Raw genomic sequence first — 15,124 nt, 5'->3', positions numbered from 1 at the left:
ACGAGGATGAGAGAAAACCGATGAGTGCCGAAGATCTCGAAAAGTACGAAACCGAGATGGAGCTCTCGTTGTACCGGGAGTACCGGGACATCGTCGGGCAGTTCAACTACGTCGTGGAAACCGAACGACGCTTTTATCTCGCCAATTCGGTGGAGCTGATTCCGCACAACGCGGACGGTGAGATCTATTTCGAACTTCGTATGTCCGACGCCTGGGTGTGGGATATGTACCGCCCGGCCCGTTTCGTCAAGCACGTCCGGGTGATCACGTTCAAGGACGTCAACATCGAGGAACTCGAAAAGCCGGACCTCCGGCTGCCCGAGTAGCGGGGCCATTCGGTGTCGGTCACCGTCTGGTTGTTGGTGCTCGCGGCGATCGTGTACCTCTTCGGCCGCCGTCGGCGCCGACGGAACGTAATGGTCGTTGCGCAGTTGATCGGCGTCGCTGCGGTGTGCTTGGTGGTCGGTCAGGTCGCTTGGCAGTTACTCGATCCCTAGATCGCGTGCAGTTTCGTTCGATGTCGGATTGCGTTGTGGTGCAACAGATCGAAGAATTCTATGCGTAAAACGCGTGACGATCTCGATTTCTCCTTTCCTGACACCGTGCTGTGAATCGCCCTCATTCTTTTGAAACCGGCGATACACGGTGGTAAAAAGAATCGATCAGCATATTCCTTTGACGGTTAGAGGTTCGGACATGGCGCGCAAGACTCTCGTCCAAATGATCGATGATGTCGACGGATCGGTCATCAAAGAGGGGCAAGGGGAAACCATCGAATTCGGAATCGGTGGCAACCAGTACCGGATCGATTTGAACCTGAAGCACGCAAACGAACTTCACGAACAACTTGCGTTCTGGATCGAGCACGCAGAAAAGGTGTCCGGTCGTAAACCTCGTAAGGGATCCGGGTCCGTTTCCCGCGCCAAGACCGATCTTCAGGACATCCGAGCCTGGGCGCGGGAGAACGGTCACGAAGTGAGTGCTCGCGGACGAATCAGCCAGGACGTTCAGGCTGCGTACGAGGCCGCGCACTAGCGTCGCCACCTGGTGTCTTTCGGATGCCCCCGCTGTGCAACAGCGGGGGCATCGTCGTGTCCGGGCACTATTCGGCGCCGCGTTCGGCCTTACCATTCGAGACCGACACTATCCCGAGTATCTCGGTCTCGGGCACGTCCGTCATCCACAGTTCTCGTGAATTCCACAGGGCAGAATTCGACGTGGGAATTCACCGTTCCGTCGATCGTCCCTTCGTGCATCGTTCCATCAGGTTCTGCCCACTCGGCGAACCGACGACCGCGAGGGGGACGAGTGTCGAATCAGGAATTGGGGGCGCGCGGTGAGGCCTTGGCCGCGCTGCATTTGGTCGACAACGGGATGGAGCTGATCGACCGAAACTGGCGGTGCAGACACGGTGAACTCGACATCGTCGCCCGTGACGGGGACGTCACGGTCTTCGTCGAGGTGAAGACGAGGTCGGGTACCGGATTCGGGACTCCCGCAGAGTCGGTGACCTACACCAAACAGCAGCGAATCAGACGGTTGGCTCTCGCATGGCTCGACGAACGCGGCGGCCCATGGGTGCGTATCCGGTTCGATGTGGTCGCGATCGTGATGAGCAACGACGGTGATCCCGCGGTCTCGCATCTGCGCGGGGTGTTCTGATGGCGTTGGGGCGCGCATTCTCGGTGGCCGTCAGCGGCGTGGACGGTCAAGTGGTCGAGATCGAAGCAGACATCGGACGCGGCTTGCCGGGAATTCACCTCGTCGGGCTGCCGGATACGGCACTGAACGAATCCAGGGACCGTGTGAAGGCCGCGGTCAGCAACTCCGGTGCCACCTGGCCGGACACGCGAGTCGTGTTGGCGTTGTCGCCGGCGACGCTGCCGAAAGTCGGATCCGTGTACGACCTGGCACTGTCTCTGGCGGTTCTCGATGCGGCGAAGCAGATCCCACGGCGATCCTCGGAAAGTGCGGTCTTTCTCGGGGAGTTGGCGCTCGACGGTCGACTACGAGGCGTGCGCGGAGTACTTCCCGCCGTCATGGCCGTCGAACGGGCCGGGTGGCAACGGGTGGTCGTACCGTCGTCCGCACTGGCCGAAGCCAGTCTGGTCGAGGGAATCGAGGTTCTGGGCGCGTCGTCGTTGACCGAGGTCGTCGCGTGGCTTCGCGGCGAGACGGTGCTCGATCGGGGTGTTCCGTCGGTGCCGAGCGACGATGCCGTGTACCCGGACATGAGCGAGGTCGTGGGGCAGGAGGAGGCGCGGTGGGCACTGGAGGTCGCCGCAGCAGGCGCGCACCACATCATGCTGACCGGTCCTCCGGGTATCGGCAAAACGATGCTGGCGCAACGACTTCCCGGCATCCTTCCTCCGCTGACCGATGCGGAGTCGCTGGAGGTCACGGCAATCCACTCGGTGGCAGGAACGTTGACGGGGGATCGGCCGCTGATCACGGCGCCGCCGTTCATCGCACCTCACCACTCGACCACCGTGAGTGCGCTGGTCGGCGGTGGCACGGGAATGGCCAAACCCGGCGCCGTCAGCCGCGCACACAGGGGAGTGTTGTTCCTGGACGAATGCGCCGAGATGGGCGCGAAGACGTTGGAAGCGCTGCGAACTCCGCTCGAAGACGGGGAGATCCGGATCGCGCGACGCGACGGAGTTGCTCGTTACCCTGCACGGTTCCAGCTGATTCTCGCGGCCAACCCATGTCCGTGTGCGCCCGCCCGAAGTGCCGACTGTGTCTGCGCACCCACGATTCGGCGAAAGTATCTGGGAAAACTTTCCGGGCCTCTGATGGATCGGGTGGATCTACGCATCGCGATGCAGGCGGTGGCGACGGGTGCGTTGGTGGACGACGTGGGCGAGTCGACCGACGCGGTTCGATCACGTGTGACGGGTGCGCGAGACGCCGCAGCGGAGCGATGGCGTGAATTCGGATGGACGACCAACGCCGAGGTACCCGGGCCCGCACTGCGGCAGAAGTTCAGGTTGAGCAACGCCGCGCTGCGACCTCTCGAACGCGCCCTGCGCACCGGATCGTTGACGGCGCGAGGGGCCGACAGAGCACTTCGAGTGTCGTGGACGCTCAGCGATCTCGCGGGGAGCGACGCGCCGGGCCTGGAAGAAGTAGGAGCGGCATTGGATTTCAGGGACAGGGGTATCTCGTGAGGACGCACGATCCGCGAAAACTGGCCTGGGCGTACCTGTCTCGGGCCGCGCAGGGCCCACACCGTCCGCTGCTGGACTTCGCGCTGTCCGCCGGACCCGAGGAGGCTCGAGCGGCGGTCGTCGGCGGCGCGTTGGGTGAGCGGCTCGCCGTGCGGTCGCACGTCGACACGGCAGCCGCCGACCTGGACCTGATGGACACACTGGGTGGACGATTGGTGACTCCGGACGATCCGGAATGGCCGATGTGGCGACTGCTGGCGTTCGACGGCGCCGGACTCGGCGAGGGTGCCGATCGGTGCGGGCCGTGCGCGTTGTGGGTCCTCGGCGCCACACCCGTCGACGAACTCGTGGAGCGGGCCGTCTCGATCGTCGGCACCCGAGCGGCGACGGCATACGGGGAACACGTCACCGCCGAGATCGCGGGCGATCTTGCCGTCGACGGGTGGACCATCGTGTCGGGTGCCGCGTTCGGAATCGACGCAGCCGCGCATCGTGCTGCCCTCGGCGTGTCCGGCAGAACGGTCGCCGTACTGGCCTGCGGCGTCGACCGTGCCTATCCATCGGGGCATTCGAGGTTGCTGCAGAGGATCGCCGACAGTGGTGCGGTCATCAGCGAGTACGGGCCCGGTACTACCCCGGCTCGCCATCGCTTCCTCTCACGCAACCGGATCGTCGCTGCTTTCGGATCCGCGGTCGTCGTCGTGGAAGCGGGGTGGAGGAGCGGTGCACGCAACACCGCAGCCTGGGCGCACAAACTCGGAAAGCCGGTGCTGGCGGTGCCAGGACCCGTCACCTCCGCGTCGTCCAAGGGGTGCCACCGGATGATTCGCGAAGGTGAGGCGCGCCTCGTGGCCGACGCCCACGACGTCGTGGCCGAAGCCGGGCCGTCCGGGGAAGTCGGAGAAGGTCGTCCCTCGATGTTTCGTGACCTCGACGCGTTGTCCGACAACGCCTTGCTGGTGTACGAAGCGCTGCCCGCAACAGGAACGCGCTCCCCGCAGGAGTTGTCGGAGGCATCGTCCGTGCCCGTCGCGAAGGTGCGATCGGTGCTGCCGCTGCTCGAACTCGAGGGTTTCGTCTCCAGTGACGACACCGGCTGGTTCCGGCTGGTGCGGCCATGACGACGTCGGGACCGGTAGCCTATTTAGGTAATACTTACTCACCGATCGCACGAGACAGCTCGGAAAGGCTGAAACCACGTGGCACGCGAGAAAACTGTTCTGACCGTCCTCCGTACCGAGGCCTTGACGCCCCACATGCATCGGGTCTACCTCGGCGACCCGGGCTTCGACGGATTCACGCCGACCGACTTCACCGATTCCTACGTCAAGCTGATCTTCGCTCAGGGTGACGACGAGGTGCTCAGGACCTACACGGTCAGATCGGTCGACACTCGGAAGCGCGAGATCGCGATCGACTTCGTCGTGCACGGTGACGAGGGTGTTGCCGGTCCATGGGCAGCACGCGTGCAGCCCGGGGAACAGATCGGTGTGTACGGCCCGAACGGGGCCTACCGTCCGAAGCCCGAGGCGGACTGGCACCTACTCGCCGGTGACGAGTCCGCGATCCCGGCGATCGCCGCGGCGGTCGAATCGCTTCCCGAGGACGCGATTGCCAAGGTGTTCGTCGAGGTCGCAGACCGCAAGGACGAGATCTACTTCGAGACGCTGGCCGTCGTCGACGTCACCTGGGTGCATCGGGGCGCCCCGTCCAACGAGGTGGAGGACGACAAGGCAGGGGACAACGCTCCGCTGATCGAGGCCGTGAAATCGACGGAGTGGTTGCCGGGCCGCGCCCAGGTTTTCATTCACGGCGAGGCGCAGGCCGTGATGCACAACCTGCGTGGATACGTCCGCAAGGAACGCGGAGTGCCCGCCGACTGGGCGTCGATCTCCGGGTACTGGCGTCGAGGACGGACCGAAGAGAAGTTCCGTGAGTGGAAGCGCGAGTTGGCTCAGGCCGAGTCCGGCGCATCTGCCTGACGCCCGCGCGTCCGCTTGCCGACGGGCGCCGCGGCGGAGAGTCTTACGGGTATGGATGCCTTGCCGACGACTCTGAGAGTCCATCTCGACGAGTACGCGGAGTATCTGACACTGGGTCGCGACCGTTCGCCGCACACGGTCCGTGCTTACCTGCGCGACGCCGAATCGCTGCTGAACTACGTCGTCGGCGTGAACGAGACGAGTGAACTGAGTGGGCTCGACCTGCAGGTGCTTCGATCCTGGCTGGCCTCGCAGGCCCGAAGCGGGGCGGCCAGAACGTCGTTGGCTCGACGGACGTCGTCGGCGAAATCCTTCACGGCCTGGTGCGTCGGAACAGGCCGAATGAACACGGATCCAGCGCTGCGACTGTCGGCCCCCCGGGCAGGGAGGCATCTTCCGTCCGTTCTGAAGCAGAACCAAGCCGACGAAGCGATGTCGTGGGCGAAGGTCGGAGCCGAGGAACTCGATCCGATCGCCGTGCGGGACCGGCTCGTCGTGGAGCTGCTCTACGCCACCGGAATCCGCGTCAGCGAGCTCTGCGGACTCGACATCGGTGACGTCGACGATCAGCGTCGGGTGGTCCGCGTGATCGGAAAGGGGGACAAGGAGCGGTCCGCGCCGTTCGGTGGGCCGGCGGCGGAGTCGTTGAACCAGTGGCTCGCGCACGGACGCCCGGAGCTCGCCACGGAGCGGTCCGGCGGCGCGCTCCTGCTGGGACGTCGTGGGGGACGGTTGGATCCGCGTCAGGCCCGCACGGCCGTGCACGAGGTCCTGGCCTCCGTGCCGGGTGCACCTGACCTCGCCCCGCACGGGTTGAGGCATTCTGCAGCTACCCATCTTCTCGAAGGGGGAGCCGACCTGCGGGTGGTGCAGGAACTTCTCGGGCACTCGTCACTCGCCACCACTCAGATCTACACCCACGTGTCGGTCGACCGTCTGCGCGCGGTCCACGACAGGGCGCATCCGCGGGCGTGACCTGCTCGCCGCGTGAGCGCTGCCACATGCTGATTCGCAAGTGTTTGGTAGCGTCGTAGGAAACAGACCGCTTGCGAAGTATTCCGGGCTCGAAGAGATGTCGTGTTCGGATATCCGGTGTCCTTCCGGCACTGCCGTGAGTGACACAGAACATGCCCATGATTGTGGAGACGGGGGGACCGTGGACCGCGAGCACACGCACGGCGCATCGGCGGCGTGGTCGATACGTGCCCAGACCGGCTCGAACGGTGCAGCTCGACCCAGCACCACGCCCGTCGAGCCGGTACGCACCGCTCACCAGGCTCCGTTCACCGGGACGTCGATGAACGGGGAACGTCAAGCGCCGCCCTGGCAGACTCCGCGCGGTTCGGAACGGCAGCCCGCGCCGCCCAGGTTCACGTCGCCGTCCCAGCCCGACGCACCTGCGCCGCCCGCTGACAGACCGCCCGCTGCGAGACCGTCCGCGGGCACCCCGCGTCCGGAGGAATGGACCCCGCCGTGGGCGCCGGGCCCGGCCGGTACTTCCGACGACCGCGATCGCGGTGGGTTCCCCGGAGGCCAGCCGCACGACCCTCGCTTTCAGCCGACCAGTCAGGATCTCGCCCCAGACAGTTTGCTCCGCCGACCCAAACGTGCGTCCACCTCCGGGTGGCGCCGGGGCGTTCACCGGCTCACCGGCGGCGTCATCAATCCAGGCGAGTCGACTGCCGAGGAGCGCTACCGCAACCAGGTGGAACGCATTCGGCAGCCCGTGCTCGGTGACTACCGCATCGCCTTCCTTTCCTTGAAGGGCGGCGTCGGCAAGACGACCACCACGCTGGGTCTCGGTGCCACCTTCGCGTCGCTCCGCGGGGATTGTGTGATCGCCGTGGACGCGAATCCGGATTTCGGCACGCTCGGCGAGAGGGTTCCGAGGCAGACGTCGTCCACCGTGCGCGATCTGTTGGCGGACGCGCCGAACATCCGCCGGTACTCGGATATTCGTGCACACACGTCGCAGGCTCCCAGTCGGTTGGAAGTCCTTGCCGGAGAACGTGATCCTGCCGCGTCGGAGATGTTCGGCGAGCAGGACTACCGGTCCGTCATCGAGATGCTGCAGGTGTATTACAACCTGATTCTGACGGATTGCGGTACCGGGATCATGCACTCGGCGATGAACGGTGTGCTTCAGCTCGCCAACGCGCTCGTGCTCGTGTCTTCACCGGCCGTGGACGGTGCTCGGAGCGCCGCCGCCACCCTGGATTGGCTGCAGCTGCACGGGTACGGCCACCTCGTCGAGCGCACCGTCGTCGTCATCAGTTCGGTCCGTCCCGGTTCGTCTGCCGTCGACATGAACTTGTTGACCCAGCACTTTCTGGAACGGTGTCGTGCCGTGCTCGTCGTGCCGTTCGACGAGCACCTGGCCGAGGGCGCTGTCGTGGACCTCGATCTGTTGCGACCTCAGACCAGGGCTGCCTTCGTCGAACTCGCGGCAATGGTCGCGGATGATTTCCCCGCTGCGTCGGGCCGTCATTCCGGACCGAGCTGGCGTTAGGACGTCAGCGGCTTGAGCCGGACGGGTGCACGTTCGACGAGGACGGTCGGATCCAGATAGTCGCGTCCGCGACGCACCCCCCAGTGAAGGCATGCTGCATCGCAGCCGGGGTGTTCCGCTTCCAGAACCCCGATCACGTCGCCGCGTCCGACCCGGGTACCCGCGGACGTCGCCGCACGCACCGGCTCGTACGTGGTCCGCAGGCCACTCGGGTGATCGAGAGACACCACGGGCTTGCCCGCGACGGTTCCGGCGAAGACGACGATTCCTTCGCCTGCAGCCAGAACGTTCTGTCCGTCCACGCCCGCGAGATCGACACCCCGGTGACCGGGTAACCAGTCGTGCTCGGGTGGGTCGAACGCGCGGAGGACGTGCGGGCGGGGTGCCAGCGGCCACGTGAATCCCGTGCCGCCGGCACGGGCCGGCGCTGCGCCTACCGGTGGAAGGACGGCGACCACGAGGGCGATGGTGACGAGAAGAGTTGTCGCTGAACGACCGACGAGTTTTCGCATCGCTTCAGCGTGCACGACAGGGCAGCGCCGACCGACGCCGTGAGGCTCTGCCTGTGGATAGCGAAATCCTTCGTCCACAGGCTCGCATGCGACTGTCGTCGGAGGCCGGTTATGACCAGGGGCGCGGACGTCGTACACTGTGTGAGCGACCTGTGCCTGCACGGGTCGACTTCGCGCGTCCGCGTAACGCAAGTATCCACCTCGGTGGCACGTACTTCGTAACCGGTTGTCGGCGGTCCCGCATCGATGCGAGCGGGTCCGGCAGCCAGCGGTCGCCAGGGCAGAGGTCACACGGCACTCTGCGTCAACCGGCAATCGAAAGAGAGTTATTCAGCCATGGCTGTAGTAACCATGAAGCAGCTGCTCGACAGCGGCACACACTTCGGACACCAGACCCGTCGCTGGAACCCGAAGATGAAGCGATTCATCTTCACCGACCGCAACGGCATCTACATCATCGACTTGCAGCAGACTCTGACCTTCATCGACAAGGCGTACGAGTTCGTCAAGGAAACCGTCGCTCACGGTGGCACGGTTCTGTTCGTCGGCACCAAGAAGCAGGCGCAGGAGTCCATCGCCGCCGAGGCGACCCGCGTGGGAATGCCCTACGTGAACCAGCGCTGGCTCGGTGGCATGCTCACCAACTTCCAGACGGTCCACAAGCGCCTTCTCCGCCTCAAGGAGCTCGAGGCGATGGAGCAGACCGGTGGCTTCGAGGGACGCACCAAGAAGGAAATTCTCATGCTCACGCGTGAGATGACCAAGCTGGACCGCACCCTCGGTGGTATCCGTGACATGGCCAAGGTTCCCTCGGCCATCTGGATCGTCGACACCAACAAAGAGCACATCGCCGTCGGTGAGGCTCGCAAGCTGAAGATCCCGGTCATCGCGATCCTCGACACCAACTGCGATCCCGACGTCGTCGACTACCCGATCCCGGGCAACGACGATGCAATTCGTTCCGCAGCCCTGCTGACCAAGGTCGTCGCCTCTGCAGTGGCCGAGGGTGTCCAGGCTCGCGCGGGCCAGAACACCTCGACCGACGCGAAGCCCGAGGTCGGCGCAGGCGAGCCCCTCGCCGAGTGGGAGCTCGAGCAGCTCGCTCAGGCTTCGCCCGCTGCCGAGGCTACGCAGGAAGCAGCTGCCGAGGCTCCGGCCGAGACGCCTGCTGCGGAAGCACCTGCAACACAGGCTTGATCGAACGGGTCCTGGGCCGGGGGATACACCCCGCCCAGGGCCCTTCGCGCGTGACGACCCATACCCACAGCATTCGAGGAGGCTCGCTCAACATGGCGAACTACACCGCCGCTGACGTCAAGCGGCTCCGTGAGCTCACCGGCTCCGGAATGATGGACTGCAAGAACGCACTCGCCGAGACCGACGGAGATTTCGACAAGGCCGTCGAGCAGCTGCGCATCAAGGGCGCGAAGGACGTCGGCAAGCGCGCCGAGCGATCCACCGCCGAAGGCCTGGTCGTCGCCAAGGGTGGCGTCCTCGTCGAGATCAACTCCGAGACGGACTTCGTCGCAAAGAACGAGGAGTTCCAGGCGTTCGCGGATTCCGTCGCCGCTGTTGCCGCCGAAGGCAAGCCCGCCGACGTCGACGCGCTGAAGGCACTCGACTTGGACGGCAAGACCGTCGACACCGCCCTGCAGGAGCTCTCGGCCAAGATCGGTGAGAAGCTCGAGATCCGTCGCGTCGTGTCCTTCGACGGACCCGTGGCCACCTACCTGCACAAGCGCAGCGCAGATCTTCCCCCCGCCGTCGGCGTTCTCGTCGAGTACACCGGCGAGGGCGAAGCCGCAGCCGAGGCCGCTCGCGGCGCAGCCATGCAGGTTGCCGCACTCAAGGCCAAGTACGTCACGCGTGACGAGGTTCCCGAGGAGATCGTCGCGTCCGAGCGTCGTATCGCCGAGGAGACCGCACGCGAGGAAGGCAAGCCGGAGCAGGCTCTGCCGAAGATCATCGAAGGCCGTGTCAACGGATTCTTCAAGGACGTCGTGCTGACCGAGCAGTCCTCGGTCCAGGACTCCAAGAAGTCCGTGAAGGCCATCCTCGACGAGGCAGGCGTGACGCTGGTGCGTTTCGCACGCTTCGAGGTCGGGGCGAACTGATCGACTTCTCGTGAGTCGACGAAATCGGTCACCTGCGATGCCGCCCGCTCGACACACGTCGAGCGGGCGGCATCGTCCGTGTCGGGACCGGCGTGGCCGAGTGCCGACGCGTCGTGGGCGGTGTCGCCCGCGACGCTGCCGATAGGGCAGGATGAGACCGTAGGTGCTTCGAAGTGCCTTTTTCACCGTGCGCATTCGAGAAGGCGAGAACCGAGGAGAGCAATGACCGATCCCGCCACCGACCGCCCCGGATTCAAGCGAGTGATGCTGAAGCTGGGTGGTGAGATGTTCGGAGGAGGCCAGGTCGGCCTGGACCCGGATGTCGTCAACAACGTAGCCGAACAGATTGCCGAAGTGGTCTCCACGGGCGTCCAGGTAGCCGTCGTCATCGGCGGTGGAAACTTCTTCCGCGGAGCAGAGCTTCAGGTACGCGGTATGGATCGTTCGCGCTCCGATTACATGGGCATGCTGGGTACGGTCATGAACTGCCTCGCACTGCAGGATTTCCTGGAGAAGCAGGGCGTCGCGACCCGTGTGCAGACCGCGATCACCATGGGGCAGGTGGCGGAGCCGTACCTCCCGTTACGCGCACGGCGTCATCTCGAGAAGGGCCGAGTGGTCATTTTCGGTGCCGGGATGGGAATGCCGTACTTCTCCACCGACACCACGGCCGCTCAGCGTGCACTCGAGATCGGCGCGGAAGTGCTGCTCATGGCCAAGGCCGTCGACGGGGTGTACTCCGCCGACCCGAAGCTCGATCCCGAGGCAACGATGTACGACTCCATCACGCATCGGCAGGTGCTCGAGAAGGGACTGAAGGTCGCCGACGCCACCGCCTTCAGCCTGTGTATGGACAATCAGATGCCGATCATGGTGTTCAACCTGTTGACGCAGGGCAACATCGCGCGTGCGGTTGCAGGCGAGAGCATCGGTACTTTGGTCAAGTCGTGAACGACGTGACCGACGAACGAGGAGCCGGGATGCCGGCAAGAACTATGGAGGACAGACCGTGATCGACGAAGCGCTCTTCGACGCAGAAGAAAAGATGGAGAAGGCTGTCACCGTCGCCCGCGACGATCTGTCGGGCATCCGTACCGGCCGCGCGAATCCCGGCATGTTCAATCGCATCGTCGTCGAGTACTACGGGGCGCCCACCCCGATCACCCAGCTCGCGAGCATCAACGTCCCCGAGGCTCGGCTCGTCGTCATCAAGCCGTACGAGGCTGCTCAGCTCGGCCCCATCGAGACCGCGATCAGGAACTCCGACCTGGGCGTGAACCCCACCAACGACGGCAACCTGATCCGCATCGGGGTGCCCCAGTTGACGGAGGAACGACGCCGCGAGTTCGTCAAGCAGGCCAAGGGCAAGGGCGAGGACGCCAAGGTGTCCATCCGCAACGTCCGACGCAAGACCATGGAAGAGCTCAAGCGCATCCAGAAGGACGGCGAGGCAGGCGAGGACGAGGTCGTCAGGGCCGAGAACGAGCTCGACAAGACGACGTCGAAGTACACCGCCGCGATCGACGAGCTCGTCAAGCGTAAGGAAGCGGATTTGATGGAGGTCTGACCTTCCGCGCTGCGGAGGTCGGGTCCTCGCGGAACCGAAGTGGAACACGTGAAGCAAGGAGACAGCGTCGTGGCGGGTACGGAACGACCACTGGGGTCTGCCGCACCCGACCCGAACGGTACGGGCAGTGCAGCTGCCAAGTCGCCCGGCAAGGCCGGCCGTAATCTTCCCGCCGCCATCGGCGTCGGTGGTGGTCTGGGGATATCGCTGATCCTGATCATGGTGTTCGCGCCGCGGGTGTGGATAGGAGTGGTCGCCGTCGCGCTGGCGGTCGCGACCTACGAGGTGTCCAAGCGTCTTCGTGAGGCGGGCATTCTGGTTCCGCGTATCCCGCTCATCGCCGGTGGTCAAGCGATCATCTGGTCCGGATGGCCGTGGGGTACGACGGGTGTGCTGAGTGCCACGGCGGCGACCGTGCTGGTGTGCATGGTCTGGCTGCTGCTGCAGCAGGGGCTTGGATCGGCACCGAAGAATTACCTGCGCGAACTCGCCGTCACCGTTCTCGTGGCCTGCTGGCTACCGCTTCTGGCTTCGTTCGCCGTGCTGATGGTGCTGGAAGAGAACGGTGCGGGACGGGTTCTGGTGTTCCTGATCGCGGTCGTCTGCTCCGACGTCGGCGGATATGTTGCCGGGGTGCTGTTCGGCAAGCACCCGATGGCCCCGGCGATCAGTCCCAAGAAGTCCTGGGAAGGTCTGGCCGGGTCGTTACTGTTCTGCGTGATCGGCAGCCTTCTGACGGTCACACTCATCCTCGACGCCAACTCCATGATCGGCGTTCTCCTCGGCGTCGTGCTCGTGGTGACGGGTACGCTCGGCGACCTCATCGAATCTCAGGTCAAGCGCGATCTCCGGATCAAGGACATGGGTACGCTGCTACCGGGTCACGGCGGCATCATGGATCGTCTGGACTCGTTGCTTCCGTCGGCTTTCGTAGCGTGGCTGGTGTTCGCGATCCTGCTGTGACGGATCCCCGCACCATCCCCAGCCCGAACATCTGGCACTGGCCGGAGATCTACGAGGCGGAGAATCTGGCGCAGGACGCAGACGGAAACATCCCACGGTATCTGCGTGCGGTGGTTCCTTGGGCCGGCCGCGTCGTGGTCGACGTCGGATGCGGAACAGGATTCCATCTGCCGGACTTCGCGGCCGACGCGAGTCGGGTCATCGGCGTCGAGCCGCACGAGCCACTCCGGGAGGCGGCTGCGACACGAGTGAGCGGCCTGCACAACGTCGAGGTGGTCGCGGGTCACGCGGAATCGTTACCGTTGCCGGACTCGTCCGTGGATCTGGTGCACGCCCGAACGGCCTACTTCTTCGGCGTCGGGGCGGGGCCGGGGATCACCGAAGCGCTGCGAGTGCTCACTCCGGGTGGAAGTCTCGTCGTGGTGGATCTCGACGTCTCGTCGTCGCCCTACGGAGACTGGATGCGCGCCGACCTGCCGAAGTACAACTGCAGCGCCGTGGAAGCATTCTTCGAGGCGCAAGGATTCGCGTTGACGCGTGTCGACACCCGGTGGAAGTTCTCGGATCGCCGGACGATGCGGGAGGTTCTGGGGATCGAGTTCACCCGACGCACAGCGGCCAGGGCTGCACGCAGCATCCCTGGCCTTGGCTTCGATGTCAGGTACCGGGTCCATGTCCGGCACAAACCTGCCGGCATCGAACTGGCCTGACCGTTCGGCTCACCCGGCGCGAACTCCGAAAATCTCGGCGGCGTCGCGAATTTTCAACGCTTTGGCGAGACGTGGAAGGTCGCTGCCGTCCTTCACTCGTGCTCCGTCGGCGCCGAGTGCGTCGACGACCTCGTCGGCCCAGGTCACGTCGGACGGCGACGGTGCGAGCTCACGGTTGACGGTAGGAGCCTGCTCGGCGTGCATGCACAGTTTGCCGGTCATGCCCATCGACACCGTCAGGGCCGAGTCGCGCGAGAGGATGCTCTCGTTCGCGGTAAGGGTTGGACCGTCGATCGGACCGGGGAGGCGTGCCGCTCGTGACGACACGACGAGCCTCGAACGTGGGTACGCCATGGCCAGGGGCTCGTCGCTCATTCCGGTGTCGCGCCGGAAGTCGCCGCTGCCGAACGCCAGCCGGAACGTGGAGTCCGCGCGCGCGATCTCGGGTGTTGCTTCGAGACCCATGGCGGATTCGACGAGTGCGAGGATGCGCGTTCCCTCGGCCAGGCGCGACGCGGTTGCCTCGACCTGGCTTCCGCTTTCGGTCTTGGCCAGCATGATGCCTGCGAGGCCCTTCAGGCCGGACAGGGCGGCGAGGTCGTCGGCCCAGAAGCTCGTGGTCGCGTCGTTCACTCGTACCCAGGCGGAGTTTCCGGCTTCCAGCCAGGAGACGACAGCGTCGCGGGCGGCGGGCTTCGCGCCGGGTGCCACGGCGTCCTCGATGTCGAGAATGACGGCATCGACTTCGGACTCGGCGGCTGCGGTGAACGTGTCGGGTTTGGTGGCGGGTACCAACAGCCACGAGCGTGCACGCTCGGGCGCGACGCCAGACGTCACGGGTGTCTCCATGAAAGTGGTCACAAAAGGCTCCTTGTGGTGAAATCGGGCACTACCAGCATTATCGATTCAGTTCGACTACGCCAGCTTGTGTGCATACTGTTCACCGGTTCGATCCGTTATTTGCGTTTTGCCGCACGCCGAATCTGAAGAATTCGGACTCCGCCCGCCAGGGCCATCACGAGGGCACCGGCAATCGCGGCCAGCAACATACTCACGCCGAGCGGAAGCTCGAACGTCCACACGAATATTTCCACAGGCACGGCGTCGAGATTCTGCAAGATGAATATGAGAAGGATCACCAGTACGATCGCGCCGACCACCAGGCCGGTCCACGTAGCTGCGGCTTTGGTGTGCGCGATACCGTCCGGCGCCGTCCCGACGGCAGGTCTCGTATCGCGAACGGCCTCCGGATCGGGTGCGCTGTGCTGGTCCGAATCCGGCGTCGTGATCGCCGACGAACCCGAGTCCTCGTACGGTGCCGACGCGTCCGGAAACGAGCCGTCGTTGCGATCTCCTGCTGGTGTGGACATTGTTCGATCCTTTCGTACGCGAGGCGGGAATGCACGCGTATCTGCTGTCGATTCGGTTACCCCTCCGCATCGAGCTGGAAACGGACGGCGGCGACGGTGAACCGTGCTGAATAGGCGTCGGTGCGCAGGAGTGGGACACTGGAGGCACTATGAGTGACTCCGCTTCCGTTTCCGACGCACACGCTGCTACCGGGACTGCTCCCTCGCCGGACTCGGCCGAGGGCACG

At 64.9% G+C, this 15,124-nt stretch carries 18 protein-coding genes; 15 read left to right on the top strand and 3 right to left on the bottom strand.

Translation table 11 applies throughout. The annotated features are described in order from the left end of the window. Positions 1 to 20 precede the first annotated feature (20 nt). The 9 genes from CH289_RS24570 (at position 21) to CH289_RS24535 (ending at position 7,661) form a co-directional block, all read left to right on the top strand. Complete coding sequence (locus CH289_RS24570; protein WP_019664254.1) at positions 21 to 326, top strand: DUF2469 domain-containing protein; 306 nt, start codon at positions 21 to 23, stop codon at positions 324 to 326. A 12-nt stretch (positions 327 to 338) separates the two neighbouring features. After that, complete coding sequence (locus tag CH289_RS28395; protein WP_167336898.1) at positions 339 to 497, top strand: hypothetical protein; 159 nt, start codon at positions 339 to 341, stop codon at positions 495 to 497. A gap of 199 nt (positions 498 to 696) precedes the next feature. Continuing rightward, complete coding sequence (locus tag CH289_RS24565) at positions 697 to 1,035, top strand: histone-like nucleoid-structuring protein Lsr2 (protein WP_094728789.1); 339 nt, start codon at positions 697 to 699, stop codon at positions 1,033 to 1,035. A gap of 273 nt (positions 1,036 to 1,308) precedes the next feature. After that, on the top strand, positions 1,309 to 1,662 hold the full coding sequence (locus CH289_RS24560) for a YraN family protein (RefSeq protein WP_020110310.1): 354 nt from the start codon (positions 1,309 to 1,311) through the stop codon (positions 1,660 to 1,662). Further along, the gene (locus CH289_RS24555; RefSeq protein ID WP_094728787.1) at positions 1,662 to 3,170 is read left to right on the top strand and encodes a YifB family Mg chelatase-like AAA ATPase; all 1,509 of its coding nucleotides are present in this window, start codon (positions 1,662 to 1,664) and stop codon (positions 3,168 to 3,170) included. The genes CH289_RS24560 and CH289_RS24555 overlap by 1 nt, the downstream gene beginning before the upstream one ends. Then, the gene (gene dprA / locus CH289_RS24550) at positions 3,167 to 4,291 is read left to right on the top strand and encodes a DNA-processing protein DprA (protein WP_020110290.1); all 1,125 of its coding nucleotides are present in this window, start codon (positions 3,167 to 3,169) and stop codon (positions 4,289 to 4,291) included. The genes CH289_RS24555 and dprA overlap by 4 nt, the downstream gene beginning before the upstream one ends. A 78-nt stretch (positions 4,292 to 4,369) precedes the next feature. Further along, complete coding sequence (locus CH289_RS24545) at positions 4,370 to 5,152, top strand: siderophore-interacting protein (RefSeq protein WP_019664248.1); 783 nt, start codon at positions 4,370 to 4,372, stop codon at positions 5,150 to 5,152. A gap of 51 nt (positions 5,153 to 5,203) precedes the next feature. Further along, positions 5,204 to 6,127: a tyrosine recombinase XerC gene (locus CH289_RS24540; RefSeq protein ID WP_019664247.1), complete on the top strand. Its 924-nt coding sequence runs from the start codon at positions 5,204 to 5,206 to the stop codon at positions 6,125 to 6,127. A 181-nt stretch (positions 6,128 to 6,308) separates the two neighbouring features. After that, complete coding sequence (locus CH289_RS24535) at positions 6,309 to 7,661, top strand: MinD/ParA family ATP-binding protein (RefSeq protein ID WP_033189586.1); 1,353 nt, start codon at positions 6,309 to 6,311, stop codon at positions 7,659 to 7,661. On the opposite strand, the gene CH289_RS24530 is transcribed toward CH289_RS24535, so the two are convergent. Then, a complete protein-coding gene (locus CH289_RS24530) occupies positions 7,658 to 8,173 on the bottom strand; it encodes a M23 family metallopeptidase (protein ID WP_019664245.1) in 516 nt (171 codons plus the stop codon). The genes CH289_RS24535 and CH289_RS24530 overlap by 4 nt on opposite strands. Positions 8,174 to 8,509: 336 nt before the next feature. Between CH289_RS24530 and rpsB the strand changes: the two genes are divergently transcribed. From rpsB to CH289_RS24500, 6 genes are all read left to right on the top strand, one after another. Beyond that, entirely contained in the window at positions 8,510 to 9,370 is an 861-nt protein-coding gene (rpsB, locus tag CH289_RS24525; RefSeq protein ID WP_019664244.1) for a 30S ribosomal protein S2, read from the top strand. A 92-nt stretch (positions 9,371 to 9,462) separates the two neighbouring features. Continuing rightward, on the top strand, positions 9,463 to 10,287 hold the full coding sequence (gene tsf / locus CH289_RS24520) for a translation elongation factor Ts (protein ID WP_019664243.1): 825 nt from the start codon (positions 9,463 to 9,465) through the stop codon (positions 10,285 to 10,287). 222 nt (positions 10,288 to 10,509) lie between these two features. Next, positions 10,510 to 11,238, top strand: coding sequence for a UMP kinase (pyrH, locus tag CH289_RS24515; protein WP_019664242.1), 729 nt, complete (start codon positions 10,510 to 10,512; stop codon positions 11,236 to 11,238). Positions 11,239 to 11,296: 58 nt separating this feature from the next. Further along, a complete protein-coding gene (gene frr / locus CH289_RS24510) occupies positions 11,297 to 11,854 on the top strand; it encodes a ribosome recycling factor (protein WP_019664241.1) in 558 nt (185 codons plus the stop codon). Positions 11,855 to 11,944: 90 nt separating this feature from the next. After that, positions 11,945 to 12,817 (top strand): phosphatidate cytidylyltransferase, encoded by an 873-nt coding sequence (locus tag CH289_RS24505; protein ID WP_051104842.1) that lies wholly within the window; start codon positions 11,945 to 11,947, stop codon positions 12,815 to 12,817. Continuing rightward, a complete protein-coding gene (locus CH289_RS24500) occupies positions 12,814 to 13,527 on the top strand; it encodes a class I SAM-dependent methyltransferase (RefSeq protein ID WP_019664239.1) in 714 nt (237 codons plus the stop codon). The genes CH289_RS24505 and CH289_RS24500 overlap by 4 nt, the downstream gene beginning before the upstream one ends. A 9-nt stretch (positions 13,528 to 13,536) precedes the next feature. Here CH289_RS24500 and CH289_RS24495 read toward each other — a convergent pair whose 3' ends face one another. Together CH289_RS24495 and CH289_RS24490 are read right to left on the bottom strand one after the other, a co-directional pair. Next, a complete protein-coding gene (locus CH289_RS24495; protein WP_020110286.1) occupies positions 13,537 to 14,376 on the bottom strand; it encodes an HpcH/HpaI aldolase/citrate lyase family protein in 840 nt (279 codons plus the stop codon). Positions 14,377 to 14,483: 107 nt separating this feature from the next. After that, a complete protein-coding gene (locus CH289_RS24490) occupies positions 14,484 to 14,897 on the bottom strand; it encodes a LapA family protein (protein ID WP_019664237.1) in 414 nt (137 codons plus the stop codon). Between the last annotated feature and the right edge of the window lie 227 nt (positions 14,898 to 15,124).

It is taken from the genome of Rhodococcus sp. RS1C4, from assembly GCF_002258225.1.
GTDB lineage: Bacteria > Actinomycetota > Actinomycetes > Mycobacteriales > Mycobacteriaceae > Rhodococcoides > Rhodococcoides fascians_E.
The sequence above is the reverse complement of the archived record's forward strand: the minus strand, read 5'-3'. Positions and strand labels throughout refer to the sequence as shown.

Excerpts from the sequence above, each read along its gene's own strand:
- CH289_RS24570 (WP_019664254.1), top strand. The coding sequence starts at position 21 with ATGAGTGCCGAAGATCTCGAAAAGTACGAAACCGAGATGGAGCTCTCG.
- CH289_RS24565 (WP_094728789.1), top strand. The coding sequence starts at position 697 with ATGGCGCGCAAGACTCTCGTCCAAATGATCGATGATGTCGACGGATCG.
- CH289_RS24555 (WP_094728787.1), top strand. The coding sequence starts at position 1,662 with ATGGCGTTGGGGCGCGCATTCTCGGTGGCCGTCAGCGGCGTGGACGGT.
- CH289_RS24540 (WP_019664247.1), top strand. The coding sequence starts at position 5,204 with ATGGATGCCTTGCCGACGACTCTGAGAGTCCATCTCGACGAGTACGCG.
- CH289_RS24530 (WP_019664245.1), bottom strand. The coding sequence starts at position 8,173 with ATGCGAAAACTCGTCGGTCGTTCAGCGACAACTCTTCTCGTCACCATC.
- rpsB (WP_019664244.1), top strand. The coding sequence starts at position 8,510 with ATGGCTGTAGTAACCATGAAGCAGCTGCTCGACAGCGGCACACACTTC.
- tsf (WP_019664243.1), top strand. The coding sequence starts at position 9,463 with ATGGCGAACTACACCGCCGCTGACGTCAAGCGGCTCCGTGAGCTCACC.
- pyrH (WP_019664242.1), top strand. The coding sequence starts at position 10,510 with ATGACCGATCCCGCCACCGACCGCCCCGGATTCAAGCGAGTGATGCTG.
- CH289_RS24495 (WP_020110286.1), bottom strand. The coding sequence starts at position 14,376 with ATGGAGACACCCGTGACGTCTGGCGTCGCGCCCGAGCGTGCACGCTCG.
- CH289_RS24490 (WP_019664237.1), bottom strand. The coding sequence starts at position 14,897 with ATGTCCACACCAGCAGGAGATCGCAACGACGGCTCGTTTCCGGACGCG.